Source organism: Rothia sp. HMSC076D04 (assembly GCF_001814645.1).
GTDB lineage: Bacteria > Actinomycetota > Actinomycetes > Actinomycetales > Micrococcaceae > Rothia > Rothia mucilaginosa.
On sequence record NZ_KV817370.1, the window covers coordinates 93,825 to 111,325 of the forward strand.

Annotated in this window: 15 protein-coding genes; 4 read left to right on the forward strand and 11 right to left on the reverse strand. The window is 61.2% G+C overall.

Going from position 1 to position 17,501, the window contains the following annotated elements; genetic code table 11:
• The first annotated feature begins 148 nt into the window (after window positions 1–148).
• Both xseA and HMPREF2980_RS06570 read left to right on the forward strand, forming a co-directional pair.
• Window positions 149–1,450: an exodeoxyribonuclease VII large subunit gene (xseA, locus tag HMPREF2980_RS06565; protein ID WP_044150242.1), complete on the forward strand. Its 1,302-nt coding sequence runs from the start codon at window positions 149–151 to the stop codon at window positions 1,448–1,450.
• Between the two features lie 53 nt (window positions 1,451–1,503).
• Window positions 1,504–1,764 carry an exodeoxyribonuclease VII small subunit gene (locus tag HMPREF2980_RS06570; RefSeq protein ID WP_049341827.1) on the forward strand — a complete coding sequence of 87 codons (261 nt, stop codon included), beginning with the start codon at window positions 1,504–1,506 and terminating at the stop codon, window positions 1,762–1,764.
• A gap of 122 nt (window positions 1,765–1,886) precedes the next feature.
• Here HMPREF2980_RS06570 and HMPREF2980_RS06575 read toward each other — a convergent pair whose 3' ends face one another.
• The 7 genes from HMPREF2980_RS06575 to galU all read right to left on the reverse strand — a co-directional run bounded on the left by HMPREF2980_RS06575 (window position 1,887) and on the right by galU (window position 9,957).
• Entirely contained in the window at window positions 1,887–3,110 is a 1,224-nt protein-coding gene (locus tag HMPREF2980_RS06575; protein ID WP_005508453.1) for a pyridoxal phosphate-dependent aminotransferase, read from the reverse strand.
• Window positions 3,111–3,116: 6 nt separating this feature from the next.
• Complete coding sequence (locus tag HMPREF2980_RS06580; RefSeq protein WP_070688560.1) at window positions 3,117–4,301, reverse strand: glycine betaine ABC transporter substrate-binding protein; 1,185 nt, start codon at window positions 4,299–4,301, stop codon at window positions 3,117–3,119.
• Window positions 4,301–4,810: an NUDIX domain-containing protein gene (locus HMPREF2980_RS06585; RefSeq protein ID WP_005508451.1), complete on the reverse strand. Its 510-nt coding sequence runs from the start codon at window positions 4,808–4,810 to the stop codon at window positions 4,301–4,303. Before HMPREF2980_RS06585 ends, HMPREF2980_RS06580 begins: the two co-directional genes overlap by 1 nt.
• A 26-nt stretch (window positions 4,811–4,836) precedes the next feature.
• Window positions 4,837–6,075, reverse strand: coding sequence for a LysR substrate-binding domain-containing protein (locus HMPREF2980_RS06590; protein WP_070593701.1), 1,239 nt, complete (start codon window positions 6,073–6,075; stop codon window positions 4,837–4,839).
• A 96-nt stretch (window positions 6,076–6,171) separates the two neighbouring features.
• Window positions 6,172–6,672 (reverse strand): DedA family protein, encoded by a 501-nt coding sequence (locus HMPREF2980_RS06595; RefSeq protein ID WP_049341824.1) that lies wholly within the window; start codon window positions 6,670–6,672, stop codon window positions 6,172–6,174.
• A 422-nt stretch (window positions 6,673–7,094) separates the two neighbouring features.
• Entirely contained in the window at window positions 7,095–8,726 is a 1,632-nt protein-coding gene (locus HMPREF2980_RS06600; protein ID WP_070690961.1) for a hypothetical protein, read from the reverse strand.
• Window positions 8,727–9,048: 322 nt separating this feature from the next.
• Entirely contained in the window at window positions 9,049–9,957 is a 909-nt protein-coding gene (galU, locus tag HMPREF2980_RS06605; protein ID WP_070642885.1) for a UTP--glucose-1-phosphate uridylyltransferase GalU, read from the reverse strand.
• 333 nt (window positions 9,958–10,290) lie between these two features.
• Between galU and HMPREF2980_RS06610 the strand changes: the two genes are divergently transcribed.
• A complete protein-coding gene (locus HMPREF2980_RS06610; RefSeq protein WP_246823698.1) occupies window positions 10,291–10,959 on the forward strand; it encodes a 5-formyltetrahydrofolate cyclo-ligase in 669 nt (222 codons plus the stop codon).
• Between the two features lie 230 nt (window positions 10,960–11,189).
• Window positions 11,190–11,375, forward strand: coding sequence for an FmdB family zinc ribbon protein (locus tag HMPREF2980_RS06615; protein WP_005505091.1), 186 nt, complete (start codon window positions 11,190–11,192; stop codon window positions 11,373–11,375).
• 91 nt (window positions 11,376–11,466) lie between these two features.
• Here HMPREF2980_RS06615 and HMPREF2980_RS06620 read toward each other — a convergent pair whose 3' ends face one another.
• The 4 genes from HMPREF2980_RS06620 to HMPREF2980_RS06635 form a co-directional block, all read right to left on the reverse strand.
• The gene (locus HMPREF2980_RS06620) at window positions 11,467–11,787 is read right to left on the reverse strand and encodes a hypothetical protein (RefSeq protein WP_141755948.1); all 321 of its coding nucleotides are present in this window, start codon (window positions 11,785–11,787) and stop codon (window positions 11,467–11,469) included.
• On the reverse strand, window positions 11,780–15,781 hold the full coding sequence (locus tag HMPREF2980_RS06625; RefSeq protein WP_070690969.1) for a DEAD/DEAH box helicase: 4,002 nt from the start codon (window positions 15,779–15,781) through the stop codon (window positions 11,780–11,782). Before HMPREF2980_RS06625 ends, HMPREF2980_RS06620 begins: the two co-directional genes overlap by 8 nt.
• Window positions 15,782–15,908: 127 nt before the next feature.
• Window positions 15,909–16,367 (reverse strand): cell shape determination protein CcmA, encoded by a 459-nt coding sequence (locus HMPREF2980_RS06630; protein WP_070690971.1) that lies wholly within the window; start codon window positions 16,365–16,367, stop codon window positions 15,909–15,911.
• An 87-nt stretch (window positions 16,368–16,454) separates the two neighbouring features.
• Window positions 16,455–17,273, reverse strand: coding sequence for a MurR/RpiR family transcriptional regulator (locus tag HMPREF2980_RS06635; RefSeq protein WP_070690974.1), 819 nt, complete (start codon window positions 17,271–17,273; stop codon window positions 16,455–16,457).
• Window positions 17,274–17,501 lie beyond the last annotated feature (228 nt).

The window sequence follows — 17,501 nt, forward strand, 5'->3', positions numbered from 1 at the left end:
GGGTACCCGCTCACAGTGTTCAAAGCCGATTCAGACCCGCAGAATGCGCCAGAAGCTAAGTTCTGCCTGCACTGCGTGCAAGCTACCCGAGTCGCCAGGCTGACCTGTGCGCAGGCGCATAACCGACCAATCAGGGACAATAGAGATTATGAACTTCTACAACCCCTCCGCAGCGCAGCCGGCACCCGCGCTGGTGGTGCCGCCCGTGCACGAGCGGCAGCTTCCCGGGAAGTCTCAGGAAACCACCGCCACCAACCCCTGGCCCCTCGCCCTGCTCGCGCAGAACCTCAAAAACTACGTAGACAAGGTTCCCGAGCTCTGGGTGGAGGCGCAAGTCGCCTCCCTCAACGGCCGCGGTGGCAACGTCTTCATGGAGCTCAAAGACCTCAACGAAGACTTCTCCTTCACCCTCGCGCTCTTCGGGCGTGCCGGTAGCGGCCTGGCGGCTGATGTGACCGTAGGCGCTCGCATCGTCACCCGCGCCAAGCCGAGCCTGTGGAAGAACGGCAAGCTCTCCCTCATCGGCAAGGAAGTGTACGCGGTCGGCACCGGCAACCTGCACGAGCAGCTGCAGCGTCTACGTGAAGCTCTCGCCGCTGAGGGGCTGTTCTCTGACGCGCGGAAGAAGCCGCTGCCCATGCTGCCGAATCGTGTGGGTCTGATTACCGGTCGCGATTCTGACGCGGAGAAGGACGTTATCCGCAACGCCTCCCTGCGCTGGCCCGGCGTGGTCTTCGAGGTGCGCAATACCCGCGTGCAGGGTGAAGGCGCGGCGGCTGAGGTCATTGCCGCGCTCGCCGAACTGGACGCCCACCCAGAGGTGGACGTCATCGTCATCGCCCGAGGCGGCGGCTCCTTCGAAGACCTGCTGCCCTTCTCTGAGGAAGCGCTCATCCGCGCCGTCGCGGCGGCCACCACCCCGGTGGTCTCGGCAATCGGTCACGAGGCGGACTCCCCCATCCTCGATGCGGTCGCGGATCTGCGCGCCTCCACCCCCACCGATGCGGGTAAGCGCATCGTGCCCGATATTTCGGAGGAAACCGCCCGCATCACCGAGGCTCGCGCCCGCCTGGACCGTGCGGTGCTCGGCTACGTGGGCATGCAGATGAACTACATTGCGCAGCTGCGAAGCCGCCCGGTGCTCACCCACCCGGAGTCCTCCCTGCTCATGCGTGTGGAGGAGCTGAGCCAGCTACGCGAGCGCGCTCACCGTTCGGTGCAGCACCGCTTGGAGCGTGAGTCGGCGACTCTGTCGCATACGTTAGCGCGGGTGCGTTCGCTCTCGCCTGCGCAGACGCTCAACCGCGGCTACTCTATCGTTCAGGATGCCGCGGGCGCTATTGTGCGTGACGCTTCGGCGCTGAGCGAGGGCGAGCAGATTACGGTGCGTGCGGCGACCGGTTCGGCGCAGGCAACCGTGACTTCTACGGATCCCTCAAACATCTCCTAAACCTCGATACCCCTAGTTTTTATCCCTAGTTTTTACCCCTGAAAGGTTCCTCAATGAGCGAGAACATTAGCTTCAACAGCGCCGAGTTGGGCGCACCCGTCGAAACCCTCGGCTACGAGCAGGCGCGTGCCGAGCTGGAGCAGGTCGTGCGCCAGCTGGAGTCCGGCGCCAGCGACCTGGAGACCTCCATCGCCCTGTGGGAGCGTGGCGAGGCGCTTGCCGCCCGCTGCGAGGCGTGGCTGCAGGGCGCGCAGGAGCGCCTGAACGCGGCACGCGGCGCACAGCAGGGCGGTCAGGAGAGCCCGGCAAACTAAAGCCGTTTCCAGCACCCGTTCTGGCACATCCGCCAGCTGTCAAATAAAAATAGCCTGCCCCGCAGCTCATCAGAACTGCGGGGCAGGCTATTTCTATCTGTCACAAGGCAGAGACAGCAGGGCTAGTGCTTCTGCTTGTAGTCAGCCATGAAGTTACCCAGGCGCTCCAGGGCGCTGGTGAGGGTCTGCGTATCGGGCAGGAACACCAGACGGAAGTGGTCCGGGTCCTTCCAGTTAAACGCGCGGCCGTGGCTGAAGAGAATCTTCTGGCTCTTCAGCAGATCCAGGGCGAACTGCTCGTCGTCGGTAATGTCGAAGCGCTCAACATCAATCTTCGGGAACAGGTAGAGCGCACCGTCCGCGCTGGTGCAGCTGATGCCGTCAATCTCGTTGAGCATCTTGTGCGCCAGGGTGCGCTGCTCGTACAGGCGGCCGCCGGGAACAATCAGCTCGTTAATGGACTGGTAGCCGCCGAGCGCGGTCTGGATGGCGTGCTGTGCCGGAACGTTGGCGCACAGGCGCATGGAGGCGAGCAGGTGAATGCCTTCCAGGTAGCTGGAAGCGTCCTTCTTCGGGCCGGTGATAGCGACCCAACCCGCACGGTAACCGCAGACGCGGTATGCCTTGGACAGGCCGGAGAAGGTCAGGCAGAGCACGTCGTCGCCGGTGAGGGTTGCCATGTTGATGGCTTCAGCGCCATCGTAGGTAATCTTTTCGTAGATTTCGTCAGAGAACACGACCAGACCGTGTTCGCGTGCCACATCCACAATCTGCTTAAGCACGGAACGCGGGTAGACGGCACCGGTGGGGTTGTTCGGGTTAATAACCACGATTCCCTTGGTACGCTCGGTAATCTTCGACTTAATGTCTTCGATGTCCGGGTACCAGTTGTTTTCCTCATCGCAGAGGTAGTGCACGGGCTTGCCGCCGACCAGCGCGGTGGCTGCGGTCCACAGCGGGTAGTCGGGCATGGGGACCAGGATTTCGTCGCCGGTCTCGCACAGTGCCTGCAGGGTCATCGGGATCAGCTCAGACACACCGTTACCCAAGTAGATAGATTCGGTGTCGAGGTTCATGATGCCGCGGTTCTGGTAGTGGTGCACAATGGCGGTACGTGCCGAGTAGAGGCCGCGGGAGTCAGAGTAGCCCTGAGTTTCGGGCAGGTGACGAATGATATCCATCATGATGGCATCCGGCGCCTCAAAGCCGAAGGGTGCGGGGTTACCAATGTTCAGCTTGAGGATGCGGTGGCCCATCGCTTCCATGCGATTGGCTTCATCCAGAATAGGGCCGCGGATGTCGTACAGGACGTTGCTCAACTTTGAGGACTGACGGTACTTCGTCATGATGATTTACTTTCTAGGGTGATCCAAAATGAATTGTGCTGCGTCATCATCTGCGATGGGGTTGGAACCGCTAGTCAGACGCAACAGGAACGAGAGGTTACCCGTGTCTAATGTAGATGATACGCGGTTAATTGCCGTCCGGGCGCTATCTGGCAGGGTACGGCGGATAATGGGCACCAGTTGCTGCTGCAAAAGCGCCGTCGAGGGGTCTTCCAGGGTGACCAGGCGATTCTCTTCAATCGCGGAGTCGCTGCTGTGCAGCAGGGTCACCTGCACGGTGTCTGCGGTGAGGGCGTTGACGCGCTCGGCGGGGTCGTCCTGAATCTTCGGGTCGTGCACACGGTAACGGTAGAGGCTACGCAAAGAATCCACGCCGTAGGTGCCGCTGGAGTACCCGGTCGGGATGGAGAACACCAGGGAAGACTGCACATCGCGCAGGTTCGCGAGGGAGTTGAGCTTGTGGCGGGCGCTCACGGCGCGGGTAGTGACCAGCACATCCTTGTTGGTGGCGCTAGCACCGTTGAGAAGCATGAGCTCTTCGGGCAGGATGCGCGAGATGGCGTTGGTCATGTCGGTGGTGCTCATGGCGCGCAGGTTGATGGGGTCTGCGGAGCGGGTGGAGCTTGCGGTGGGGCTCGCGGTACCGTCCGTAGCATGCGCGGAGGCGGTGCTCTCCTCCGCGGTGGGGGTAGCTGCCGGGGGCAGGGTCACGCCTGCGGCTTGAGCGGAGGCACTCACGGAGGCGGCGATACGTTCGTTATGGGCGGCGGCGGGGCTGATTTTGCCGTCGTCGGTCAGGTAGAGCAGTAGGTCGCCGCTGTAGTCGATGACCAGGTCCAACGCTTCAGGGGCGGCGGCAGTGGTGCTACCGGTTTCCTCATCGTCGGGCAGAGTAGCGGTAGGGGTGGCGGAGTTAGCCGAAGGAACCATGAGCCCGCGCAGGGCGGTAGCGCGGCTGTTGTCGGTGTCAACAAGTTCAACGGAGTAGCCAATCTGTCGCAGGGCGCGCGCGTACACGTGCGCTACGGCGCGCATTTCACGCAGAGCACCGTAGCCGATGCGCAGAGTGCCGTAGCTGGACGCGGAAGGGTCCACCTGCGGGGTTGCGTCATTATTCCCGCAAGCGGCAAGTAGCGGCATGAGCGCCAGGGAGGTGAGCGCCGCACGGCGGGTGAGGATCAGTCGGTTCATTAGGGAAGCTTCCGTGCGTTTTCGTCGGCAAGAAATTCGCGGTATTCGCGTGCCCAGCTGGCGGCGTTGGAGTAGCCCATCATGGAGGCGACCTCGTCGATGAGGGTGCCGTAGCGGATGGTGTCCAGCTCAGCGATGGGTACCCAGCGTGCCGTGTCGGAGGAGCCGTTGATTTCGTGGCGCAGTTCGCCGGTGACAATGTGGGCACGGAAAACCACCCGCAGGGCGCAGAAGGGTAGCGCTTGCGGGTCTTTCTGGGTGGAACGCACGGGGAAGTGTCCGGCGTGCACGCCCAGAATGTCTTCAATGGCGACGCTGTAGCCGGTCTCTTCGAGGGTCTCTCGCAGCGCGGTTTCGTCGGCCTGTTCGCCGGGTTCCATGCCGCCGCCGGGCAGGGACCAGAGGGGGCTGAGTGCGCGGTCTTCGGGCACCCAGCGGGTCATGAGCAGCTTGCCCTGCTCAATGATCACTGCGTAGGCTGCGGGTCGGGTTTCCATTGCTAATGCCATGGTTTGATTTTACCGTCTATCGTTCGTTAGCGTTTCTTGCCGCGGCGTGCGCTGGCGGCTTTGGCGGACTGTCGAGCGTGCTGGCGCGCGTTACCGTTTTTCTTGGCGTTGGCGCGCTTTTTATCGCGTGCTTCGCGGCGGGCGTTGGCGGCTCGTGCCTTCGCTTTTTCCTTTGCCTTTTCGGCGGCGATACGTTCGGCGCGTGCCTGTCGGGTTTCGCTACCGCGCTCACTAGTTGCGGTGCGGCCACGCACAATACCGATGAAGTCCTGCAGGAGCGCTTCGAGCTCTTCGCTACGCGGCTCGCCCTTGGGGGCACGCGGCCACACCAGGTGCACCGGGTAGAGGTCCAGGCCCGCAACGGGGCGGTAGGTGAGGTCCTTGCGGTGGTAGAAACGCGCAATGGACATGGGCACAATGTACAGGCCCACACCGGCGGCAACCAGCTCGATGGTTTCCTTATCGGTCAGACCTTCGGGCACGATACGACCGGCACTCTCACGCCATGCACGGGAGACTTCCTCATAGGCGGGAATATCGGAGGCGGGCTGCAGCAGGAACTCTTCGGCAAGCTCCTCCACGGGCACCTCATCAAGCACGGTGAGCACGTGGTCCACAGGCAGAATGACCACGGGCAGCTCCTCGTAGAGGCGGATGCTGTGGTACTTCTCGCCGTCGGTGCTTGCCGGTTCGCGGTCGGGGCGCACAATGCTCATGTGTGCGAAGGGGTTCTCGGGTACGTCCTTACGCTCAATGGGGGCGTGCTCGGTAGCCTCAGCGCTAACCTCGGCGGGCGCCTCGGAGACAGCAGCACCCTCTTCTGCAGCCTCAGCGGCGGATTCAACGGAGGATACAGTAGCGGACCCAGCAGCGGGGTTAGCGGCGGGATCAATCAGGCACAGGTCCTGATGCAGGGAGTCCAGGCCGCGCGCCTCACGCACGGGCACCTCCGCCAGCTGCACGCGGTCGCCGTAACGCTCGTGCCAGCGGTTGAACCACTTGCCGGGCATAATCGCGGGCACGTAGCTAATGCGCAGCATAGAACGCTGGAGCACGGGGATGGGCAGAGCCTCCGGGGTCTGGATCATCGCCAGCTGCTCGGGATGCAGGTACACGCGGGCGGGGGCCTCGGTGGGCGCTTCGCTTTCTACCTGGTCGGTAGCGTTTTCGGGCGCGCTCTGCTCGGGGTCGATTGCGGTGAGGGCAGAGTCGTTGACGGGCTGCTCTTCGGGGGTGCCTGCGGTGGAGGATGCGGATGAACTCATCCCTCCACGCTAGCACATCTTGGGCGGGGGCATTGAGGGTAGGTGAGTGGCCTCAACCCGGCGAGATAGTGCACCTATCCCCCGCTGAAAGTAGGACTAGTTCTCGGCGATGTTATCCGCAGTGTTCTCAACGGTTTCGCGGTTAATGCGGCGTTCGCGCAGCTGAGTCACAATGACCAGCACCGTGATAACAATGGCAAGGGCGAGCGGGAACATCCACGGCTCCAGGCCGAGGGCCGCAAGAATTGCGAAGCCGATGGTGGTGTAAATACACGCCCACATGAAGGTTCCAACCAGCATCGCGGGAACCCAGCGACGCAGAGGCATTTTCGTGAAGCCGGTCGTGATGATGACCGCGGTTTGCAGACCCACGGTGAGAAAGCAGAGGGGCACAGCAATAACGCCCCACCGATTAATCAAGCGGCGCGCTTTACGGTAGAGCGGGCTGTCCATGGCTTTGCGGATGCGGTCGAGGCGGGCACCGCCTTCAGCAGCAAGCGCGCCAAGAGCGTACACGATGCTGGTGCGGACGATTCCGACCACCCACATGAAAGCTAGGGCAACCTCAATCGGGAGTGCGTCAAACCAATCTTTCACCCGGCTATTCTCTCATGAGTGGGCGATATTAACCTGATTGAAGGTTCTTTGAGGCTTCTTATTCGACTTTTGGAGGGGTCAGAAAATTTTTTTAAATTTTTTCAGCCGGGGGTTATTGCCCCTTGTCGCCTGCAATGGCGCGGATTTTACTTAGGGCAACCTTAGTTTATTGACAGGGTGTCGCTATTTTCAGCTTGTCACCCGCACGGGAATTAGGATATATTTTTATTACCGAATAGGGCAGGCCTTGTGGGAAGGCCTTCCTAATCGGTCTAGAAGACTTTCTTCCTGTGTGTGATGCTAGAAAAGGAACCCCATGGACGGGGTTCCTTTTCTTTTTAACTTCTTCCCAATCATCCCCAGGCATACAAAAACCCCGACAGTGTGAACTGTCGGGGTTTTATGCGTATCTGGAGCAAAGTCTACTTCTTACCCTGGTTCTTGTCCTGGCGGTGCAGTGCACTCAGCGGCTTAGGCAGCTGAACCGGGTTCCAGGTGTTGCTAACCGCCTCAAAGGAGGAGCCGGCACCGGGGTGACGGTTCGTCGAACGAACACCGCCGGTCGCAGTAGCACCGGTCGAAAGAACCGAATCGTTCAGCGAGGCGATATCCAGCGCATCGAACTCGGAATCGTCCAGGACATCCGGCAGAGGAATCTCTTCGGGAATCGGCTGAGCGGGAGCCTGAGTAGCAGGTGCCGCAGGTGCCTGACGGACGGGCGAGCCGTCGCGCAGAGCCTGGCGAGCCACCGGCTGATCCGACTGAATAGCTGGCTGCTGAGCAGGAGCTGCTACCGGCTGTGCAGGTGCCTGGGTGGCTGGTGCAGGCTGAGCTGCTACCGGCTTGGCGGGAGCCTGTACGGGTGCCTGAGCGGGCTGTGCAGGCTGAGGCTGGACAGGCTGGCTCGGATCAACCGGAGCCTGCTCTACCCGCTGAGGCTGTGCCGCAGTACGCGGTGCACCGGAGGAAGTAGCGGAACCGCTCTCCTGATCAAAGAGCACGCTACCGCGGCGAATCGGTTGGAATCGACTCGGACGCTGCTGGCGACGCTCCTGACGGTGTGCGACGGGCGCCTCCGCCGCGCGGGCAGAACGGGCAGGTACGGCACGAGAAGAATGAGCAGGTGCCGCAGCAGGCGCTTCCGCACGAGGAGCCGCCTCGGGAGCCTCATCGGAGGACTCCACCGCGATGTGCGCGCGGCTCGAGCGTGCCGCCTCGCGGTTCACACCGTGTATAGACTTGCGGGTAGTAGCCTCACGGGTGGCGGGGCGAGCATGATGTGCAGGCTCTTCAGCAACTTCAGGCTCCACACCCTCAGCCGCCGAGTCCTCTACAGGCTCAGAAGCATCATCGCCGGCTTCTTCATGTTCATCGGACTCTTCGTAGGCTTCGTCCTCAGCTTCGTCATCCTCATCATTTTCTGCCTTAGCTTGGCGTGCATCACGGCTTGCCTTGACCTGGTTAGCAACAGACTCCAGCAGACCAAAACGGCTCACAGCCCATGCACCGCCGGCAAGAATCAGCAAGAGAACAGCCCAGCCCCACGCCAGCACACCAAAGAGCGCCAACAGGCCGGTGACCAGGGCAAGAACACCCAAACCGGCAGCAACCAGCAGGGCAATACCGCTCGGGCTCGAAGTATCAAAGTAGGACAGCGGCGAGGACTTTGCGTCCTCCACCACCGGAATCTCGTCCGTGTACGGGGCAGTCGGGGAAGATTCGCGAATCTGCGAAATAGAAGCCGTATCGGGCGCAGGCTGGGCGGATTCCTCCACCGCGTGGGAGGAACGGGAAGAAACCTGCGGAAGAGCAGAAGACGGCAGAGAAGTACCCGGTGCCACCGCGTGATCGGAGGACTGGTATGCCTCCGACTCGTTCAGCAGCACACCGGCGGAGGCGAGAATATCCTCCGCGGTACGCTCAGCACTAATCAGGGGACGTTCAGGCTCCATGACAGGGCCAGCGGGCGCGCGACGCAGGCTCCTGGGCACAAACCACAGCAGCAAAATCACGGTCAGAATTACCAACACGCCGGAGGTGTTCAAAAGCGTCATATTCAGGTCGCCCTCTATCGTCCCTTTATCCCTAGACTTTAATCATACCCTTATATTCCCAATGCTTTCCATAAGCGGCAAGAATCGGGCTGGATATGCACATATACCCCAGAAGGAATATGCACACTACAACGTCGTCGCGTCCCTGCACAAGGCACGCCTTGGGCCCTCACCCAAGTAGCACCCCAAGCACATAATAGACACATACGACGCAAAGGAAGGCGCCCTCCCTTGGGGCTAAAACGCCCCACCGGAAAGAACGCCTTCCTCAGCGTGGTTGGTATTTATCGGTTGCCCTCTTTAGAGAGCGGATGCAGAGTAATTAGCAGTTCTCTGCGACAAAGTCCTTCAGCCATGCGCGCAGGTCGTCACCGAACTCGGGGCGCTCAGCAGCAAGAATAACGTTTGCCTTCAGGTAGGACAGCTTGTCACCGGTGTCGAAACGGCGGCCGGAGAAGACCACGCCGTAGACGCCTTCGCCTTCACCCTCGCCCTGAGCCAGGGTCTGCAGAGCGTCGGTCAGCTGAATCTCGCCGCCGCGGCCCGGAGCGGTGTTCTCCAGAACCTCGAAGACCTTCGAGCTCAGAACGTAACGGCCAATCACAGCGTAGTTCGAGGGAGCCTCATCAGCAGCAGGCTTCTCAACCAGGCCGGTGATCTTCACGAAACCGTCTTCGCCCTCAACAGCCTCAATAGCAGCTGCGCCGTAAGCGGAAATAGCCTCGCGAGGAACCTCCATCAGGGCAACGACGGAGCCGCCGGTGCGCTCCTGAACCTCCACCATGCGGGAGAGCAGGTCTTCCTTCTCGTCAATCAGGTCATCGCCGAGCAGAACAGCGAATGCCTCGTCACCAACGTGGCGCTTTGCGCGCAGAACAGCGTGCCCCAGGCCCTTGGGGTCACCCTGACGCACGTAGTGCAGGTCGCCACCGAGCTCATTGGTCTCAACAACAGATGCTAGCAGGGCGTCCTTACCCTGCTCAGCGAGCTGCTGCTCCAGAACGGGAACGCGGTCGAAGTGATCCTCGAGAGCACGCTTGTTACGGCCGGTAATCATCAGAACGTCATTCAGACCGGCACGGATTGCTTCCTCCACCACGTACTGAATCGCGGGGCGATCAACGACGGGGAGCATTTCCTTGGGGGTTGCCTTCGTTGCGGGCAGGAATCGGGTGCCCAGACCAGCAGCAGGAATAACTGCCTTAGTAACAGACTTAATTTCAGTAGCCATGCCACAAGAATACCCTAAGTTGTAAAGTACTTAAGGCGATTTATCGCGACTATGACATGAAAAAATCTTCAACGTGACTAACTGCATATCCGCGCAAGTACATTCTTCGACGTGCAAAGAAAATGCGCCCCGCAGAACTCAGCGCTATTTTTCTCAAACCCTATACTAAAAAGTGGAATCTACAGCCCCGGCAGAATCGGGTATTTTCGTAGCCTACAAGGATGTTTTCGTCCTTACTCGCGGATACCTCTCAGCCCGGGAATAACACATCTCCCTTCCCTCTACGGGACGCTCCCCCTTCACCCGCAACCCGCAACGACGATGGGACACACCATGCACCTCAACACCGCACCCGCCGCCAGCAACTCCGACGCCGGCGCCAGCCCAGACGACATCTCCCTGGACAAAGACATTCTCCGCTCCCAGATCCGCCCGCGCCGCCTCACCGCGCGCAGCCACCGCGGCGAACGCGGTCAGCAGCAGATGCAGGAGCTCTTCACCGCCCACATCCTCGAGGCGGTCGCGCAGCGGCTCCACTCCCCCGGCACCATTGCGGCGTACCTGCCCACCAAGTCCGAGCCGCCCATCATCGAAGCACTAACCCGCCTGCACAAGGACGGACACCGCATCCTCGTGCCCGTCGTACGCCCCGGTCGCAAACTCGCCTGGGTGCACTGGGATCCTGCCGTCGAGCATCCGCTCAGCCCCATGGGCATCCCGGAACCCGAAGGCGAAGAACAGGACGAACGCGCCTTCGTCGACGCCGACCTGCGCCTCATCCCCGCACTCGCCTTTGATGCCGGCGGGCACCGCCTCGGTCAGGGAGGCGGCTACTACGACCGCATTATTCCCCTGCTCAGCGACCAGCAGCTCACCGGCCGGAGCATCGGCATTGTCTTCAGCGACGAAATCTACGAAACCATTCCCTACGACCAGTGGGACGCTATTCTACCGGTGATTCTCACCGAGCGGGGCATTTTCCTCGCTCACCAGCAGGGCTAAAAGCACCCGGCTCACCCACGCCCGATTCGCTCTTGATTGACACCCAAATCTTTATGCAAAAACGCAAAGATATGCAGGAACACACCAACAAAATCACTCACGAAAAAGACGAAAAGAAACAGAAATAGCTATTTGAGAAGAAAACGCAAATAGCTCCCAACCTTTCAAAAGCGGTACACTCAAACCACGTTAATAAACCATCCCAGCGAAAACGGATACAGAAGGACAAAATGCCGGTCTACGTTTACCAGTGCAAGAATTGCAACCACGTCTTTGAACAGCGCCAGTCCTTTAGCGACGATGCACTGCGCGTCTGCCCGCAGTGCGGCGAAGAAACCCTGCGCAAGCGCTACAACACCGTCGGCGTGACCTTCAAAGGTTCCGGCTTCTACAGCACCGACAAGGGAAACTCCTAAACGGAAGTTCCACACCAGCCAAAACGAGGGGCGGGGCAACACAGGTTGCCCCGCCCCTCGGCGTTTAAGAAGCACTCCCAGTACGGAGGTGCTACACGATATTGTTACCCCAGTGCGGAGGACGCTGCTGACGCATCCATTCCAGACGCTCACGCTCCTCCGGGGTCAGCGGCTGCGCAGAAGTAGCCGTTCTCTGAGAACCCGCCTTCTGGGAGTTCTGGTTTTTCTGGGAGTTCTGGCGCTGAGCATCAGCTTTCTTCGGGGAAGCCCCCGCGGCAGAGGAAGTACCCGAAGCCACCACCGGAGGCGTCGTCACACCCACCAGCAGAGGCTCAGCCCCGCTCACCGAGCCGCCACCGCTCACACGACGGTGACCGCGGCGAGGCTTCGGCGTAGACGAATAACTAGCCACGAACCTCAGCGCCCTCATCCATATCCAGGTAGTGCAGCACGCGCGCCACCACAGCGTCCGGATCGGCGAACACCTCCAGGGTGCCCAGCGTAATGTAGTTCCAGCCCGTGCGGCTCAGACGCTCCGGCAGCAGACGGGTACGCTCACGCACCGAAGCACGCGCGTAATTCTGCTCGCCATCAGAGCACGCCACCAGCGGCATAGCCGCCGGAGCACTCGGCTGCGAAGACACCACGGGAGCCACACCCAGCGCGGGCACAGGCTCAGCAGCCAGCTTCTCCGGGGCGTGCGCAATCAGAGCGATATCGCCCTCACCGCGGCTCACACGCACACCGCAAGCTTGCAGGCGCGCCACCAAATCGTTCAGCAGCCAGTCGCCCAAATCCGGGGTGTCCGCATCGTCGGCAGCCAAGAATGCGTTGCGCGGCAGAGTCTCAGGCACGCGCTGTGCCTTCGCCTCCGCCTCTTCACGCGCCTGACGTTCCGCGTGCTCACGCAGCAGGTGGTAGAAATCTACCGCGCCATGATGCAGCTTCTGCGGGTCCAGCTCGGAGGGGTCAATGCACGAAACAATGCGCAGGGCACGGCGTGCACGAGTCAACGCCACCACAAAGCCCTGGCGGCCATGCTCAGCAGACAGCTGACCCAAATCGTAGGACGCCTGACCCAGGCGGGCACGACCCACACCCAGGGAGAAAATCACGGTGTCGCGCTCGAGGGTCTCAGCGCGGGTCAGGTCGACCACGCGGAAAGACTCCTCACCAGCGGCGAAGAACGGCGCCAGTTGCGGGTACAGGCTCAGGGCGTGACGCACCGACTCAGCCACACGCTGAGCGTGCTTCGGGCTTGCCGTCACCACCGCCAGCGAACGATCCGGGGTACGGTACGCGTGCTCAAGCACCAGGTTTGTCACGCGCTCCACCTCAACACCGGGCGAATCCAGGTTCGCGTTATCGCTGACCTTACCGCGAGTATCAATGTACTCAACGGTCAGCGAACCGGCAGGCTGAGAGGAGGCGCGGCTCACCGGAGCCGCATGTAGCTGCGAACCGTAGAACTCACGGTTCAGGTAGTCCAGAATCACCGGGTCCATGCTGCGGTGTAGCATCGCCAAGGTGCGGTTGGGCAGTACGGTAGCGAGCACATCGAAGGTGCTGTCCAGCTGCTCGTCGGTCGGCTCGGGCGCACCGAAAGTCGGCGCGGACACGATGAACGGCGAGGGGTAACCCGAATGCGGGTCGCCCAGGGCAATCACCTGGTCGGCGCGGGTAATCGCCGGCAGGTTCGCCGCCAGCGGGGTCGATTCGGAGTCCAGCAACAGCACCGTATCAAAACGCATGGAGGCGGGAACCTTACGCGCCAGGGCGAACGGGCTCGCAGTCCACAGCGGCAACAGGGTACGCGCCATGACCGGGGCGTGAGTCAACAGCTCCTCGAGCACGAACTCGTAGCCGCGTAGCTGACTCTTCAGGTACGCCGCCTGGTCGTGCTCAGACTCAATACGTTCAGTCCACACGCGCGCAATCTTCGCCAGCAGACGCGCCGGGGCGCTGGTCATGTGGGCGTAGTCGGCGCGACGGAAACGGGACTCCGTATCGCGCAGACGGTCGCCGTCCAGCAGCTTACCTTCGTGATGCTGCAGCAAGAATTCCAGGGCAGACTGCCACCAGGCAAGCTCCAGCTCAGCGGAAACAACCTCGATCGGAACCTGACGTGCGTACAGGTCATCGAGCAGCTCCGACAGGCCGCGCTCACGCAGCTTCTGGGTCAGAGCATCACGCTCAGGCAGGGTCATCAGCAGCACGCGGTCCGCCATGAGGGCGTCCAGGCGCGCATCCAGCGCGTCCAGGTCGGTGCGCACAAAGTCGGTGCCCTCAACGGTGTCAGCCAGGACAATACCCAGGCCCGCCAGCTCAGAAACCAGGGAGTTCAGGGCGGCAGCCAGCTGATCCAGGTTCTCCGGGATCTGCGGGGTGCGGGGCGCCTCAATGTGGCGAATCCACTCGGCACGCTCCGCCTGAACCACCTTCAGCTGCTCGTGCAGGTCACCAATATTCACGCCGGGCAGGATGTACTCCTTCGCCGCGCGGCGCAGGCGGGAACGCTGCATGCTGCTCATCTCGATGCCGTTCTCACGACGCCACGCGCCCGAAGCAGTCGCCGCAATCAGGTCGGTCACTGGACGGTCGTAGACGTCTGCGCGGAAACGCTTGAGTGTCTCACGGATGCGCATCAGAATCGCCAGCTGCGACTCCCACTCGGCGATGGTGCGGCCGCGGCGCAGACCCAGCATGGCGCTGGTGCGGTTCATCGCCTCGCGCAGGTTCAGCAGGGAGGACTTGAGGGTAATGACCAGGGCGTACGCCTCGGCGGCTTCCTCATCATTGACCAGGCGGGCACGGTACCACGGGGAGGTACGCGAAGCCGCCGCAAAACCGTCAATCTCGCCCAGGCGCACCAGCTCGGCGCGCACCTGCTCACGCTCCATGAGCGCATCAAGCATGGGGCGGTCAAAACGCACACGGGTTGCCGGGCCGTCCTCGGAGGCGGTCAGCTCAGCCAAACGCTGCAGCGCCGAGTAGACAGAAATCTGCCAGTTCGCATCCTTGTTCAGCAGGGCACGAGTGTGGTCGAGCAGCGCGGCACGGGTCGCCACGAGCTCTTCGTTCAGGTCCTCAGAGTTCGGCTCTTCCGCGCCCTCATTGCGCACAATCGCGCGAATGAACTCGGCGCGCTGAGCCTCAGCGTCATGCTCGGCAAGCAGGTCGTAGCGCAGGCTCTCAATGCCGGTGCGCTTGAGCAGCGCCGAGAATTCAGCCAGGGTAGAGCGCTTCTCGCCCACCACGAGCACGGACTTACCGCGACCCATCAGGGCGGAAGCAATGTTCACGGCGGTACGCAGCGGCTCGGTGCCGGGCGCCGCGGTAATCGTGAAGGAGAAACCGCTGACCGCGGTGTCGATAATCTCCTGGGCGTTCGCGTCAGCGTCCAGCAGGAGCATTTCTTCTGCCGGGTCGCGCTGGTCCAGGGGCTGCTGCAGGTTGTGGGCGTTGAGCTCGCGCGGCTTCACGCCGGGAACCTTCAGTGCCGCCAGGTCACGAACCAGCGGGGTGATGGCGGTGTGCGGCAACTCGCCCAGGCTTTCCTTCAGATCAGCAAAAGTGGAGATGAAGTACTTCGACTCAATGGTCATGCCCGGAATACGACCGGCGGATGCGCGCATACGCTCGATGACCGGCTCGGGGTCCAGACGGGACATGGAGTTCGCCAGCTGCGCCACGTCCATGGTGCCCAGGTCGATGCCGTACTCCTGCTTGATCTGGCGGACCATCGCCGGGTTCAGGCGTGCGGAACCGGCGAGGCGCAGCTCGAAGTCGTCATCCTTCGGGTGCGGAGTGATGCTCAGCGGTGCCATAAGAATCGGCGCGATGAAACGCTTCTCGTAGGCGGCGGCGTCCTCGCGGGTGTCGTGTGACAGCCAGGAGGCGGTGCCCGCCACGAAGTAGCCTGAGTCCAGGCCGTGGTCGGTGGCGAGCTCGTAAATCTTGGTGCGCAGGGTGCGGGCGGAGCGCATACCCGCCTCGAGCTGCGACTTGTCGCGCAGGATCGTGGAGAGGCGGGTCTTGCGTCCGGCGAGTAGCTGAGCCAGACCGGAGGGGTTCGCTTCGGACAGGTCGATATGCACGTAGTCGACCTGGTTGAAGTCGAGCATCGCGTCCGGGCCGGTGTAGACGTCCATCTGTTCTGCCCAGCGCTCAAGCCCCGCCGAGGGATCGAAGTCCTCGTGGGCGGGGTTCAGGTGTGCGGGCAGCTCGGCGATGTTGATTTCGTCGGCTACTTCGTGGGTTTCCTCTGCTGAGGTCGCGGCGGCTACGGCGGGCTTAGCAGTATCAGCCGGAGTGCCGGGTGCGTGTTGCGCGTCGGTAGGCTCGGGAATCTGGTTCACGTCGTGAGTGTCCTTGTGGGTCAGTGCGGTGTACGTTTGCGCGTACACACCGAAGATGGTGGTTCTTCCGGGGTCCTCTGCCCGGGTGCCTCATGCTGTACTTCAAGCGGGGCGGGTGTCAGCGTGCGCCTGCGTGCTTAGTGTGCCCGCGTGCTTGCTGTCTGTTCCTCTGTGCTTACTTCGACCACATTGCGATATTCGCGGCGAGTAGCACTACGGTCACCAATACATAGAAAACCAGGGCGGGCAGAAGTGCCCAACGGTACTTGGGTGCTAGTTCGCCTTCCAGGTTGCCGAAGCGCAGGGATCGGAAGAGGAAGAAGCTCAGGATTGCGCCGGGCAGGTTACCGATAATGACCAGCAGTACGGTCAGGTACAGGGCGTAGGCTCGTTCGGTGCGTTCGTTCTCTGCACTTGCAAATTTGAGGGTGCCGCCCAGCAGCAGGCTGAGGCATGCGTTCAGGAAAGCCACGGTGAAGAAGGGAATCTTCAGGGCTGCTTGGAAGTCCATCTGGGAGTTCGCTGCGCCCAGAGCAATCCACAGCAGTAGCAGCGCGGGGATGATCATGAGGTACCAGAACAGGTACTTACGCATCTTCTCGGTGTTTTCGATGAGCGCGAAAATTGCGGTCACAGGGTGTCTCTTTCAGATGATCTCAGGCGGATTCGGTCGGATTCAGGAGGAGTGAGTGAAGGGGCAGGTGGGCACGGTAATGCTTTGTCAGGCGTCGATTTCGCCCTCACTGTTGAGAGCATCATCCACCTGGTCCTGCAGAGACTCGCGGCGCTCATTCTCAACGTGTTCAATGTAGCGGCGCACGATGTAGTCCAGCAGCACCGACAGCGCAACGAAGGAGTAGTAGGGCTTACGCTGGGTGCTGATGTGGGTGGGGGTGGTCTGGTAGTGCAGGGAGTACTCAGCGTGCGAGGACATGTAGTTCACACCAATGGCGGTCACCGCAATCATGGGGATGCGGCGCAGCGCCAGCATCTTAATGTGTTCGCGCATGTTCTCGGTCTGACCGGAGAAAGACACAATGATGACCACATCGTCCTGGGTCATATTGTTCATGGCGCTTTCGAACTCATTACGTGCCGGAATGACGTGGCAGAACTTACCGCAAACCTGCATGGACTTGGCAAATTCCTGCACGGCATTGCGCTGAGCGTAGCCGGTACCGAAGCAGTACACAGTGCGAGCCTCATGGATGCGCTTGAGCAGTCCGCTCAGTTCCATGTGCTCGAGGTAGTCGTAGGTGCGCTGAATGTCTTCGCGGCCGCTCTCAATGAACCGCGGGTTGAAGGGTTCGCTGCGGTTCAGAGAGGACTTAATGAAGTACTTCAACTCAGCAAATCCGGAGAAGTTCAGCTTCTTCGTTAGGCGGATAATTGAGCTGGTCGAAGTATAAGTTTTATGTGCCAGAGAATTGATCGTTGACTCTGCAACGAACTCTTCATTTTCTAGCATGAATGCCAAAATTTCCCGTTCAGTTTCACTGAATCGGTGCTGGTTCGCATTCACGACGTCTTGTAAATCCACTCAAAGCTCCTGAATCCGATGGTGAGCAATATATAAATAGTACACGCTCTAGAGTCATCGGCCAGGGTGGGTGAGGGCGGTCATCTCTCACTTTGAGTGTGTATGCCAGCAGATTTGAGCTGGGTATGCGCCTGGTACGTGTCCGGGTACAGCTTCGCCGGCGGCATCGGTGTTATCCGATACCGCCGGCGAAGTCTATACCTTATGAGGCGTTATGCCGTCAGGCGG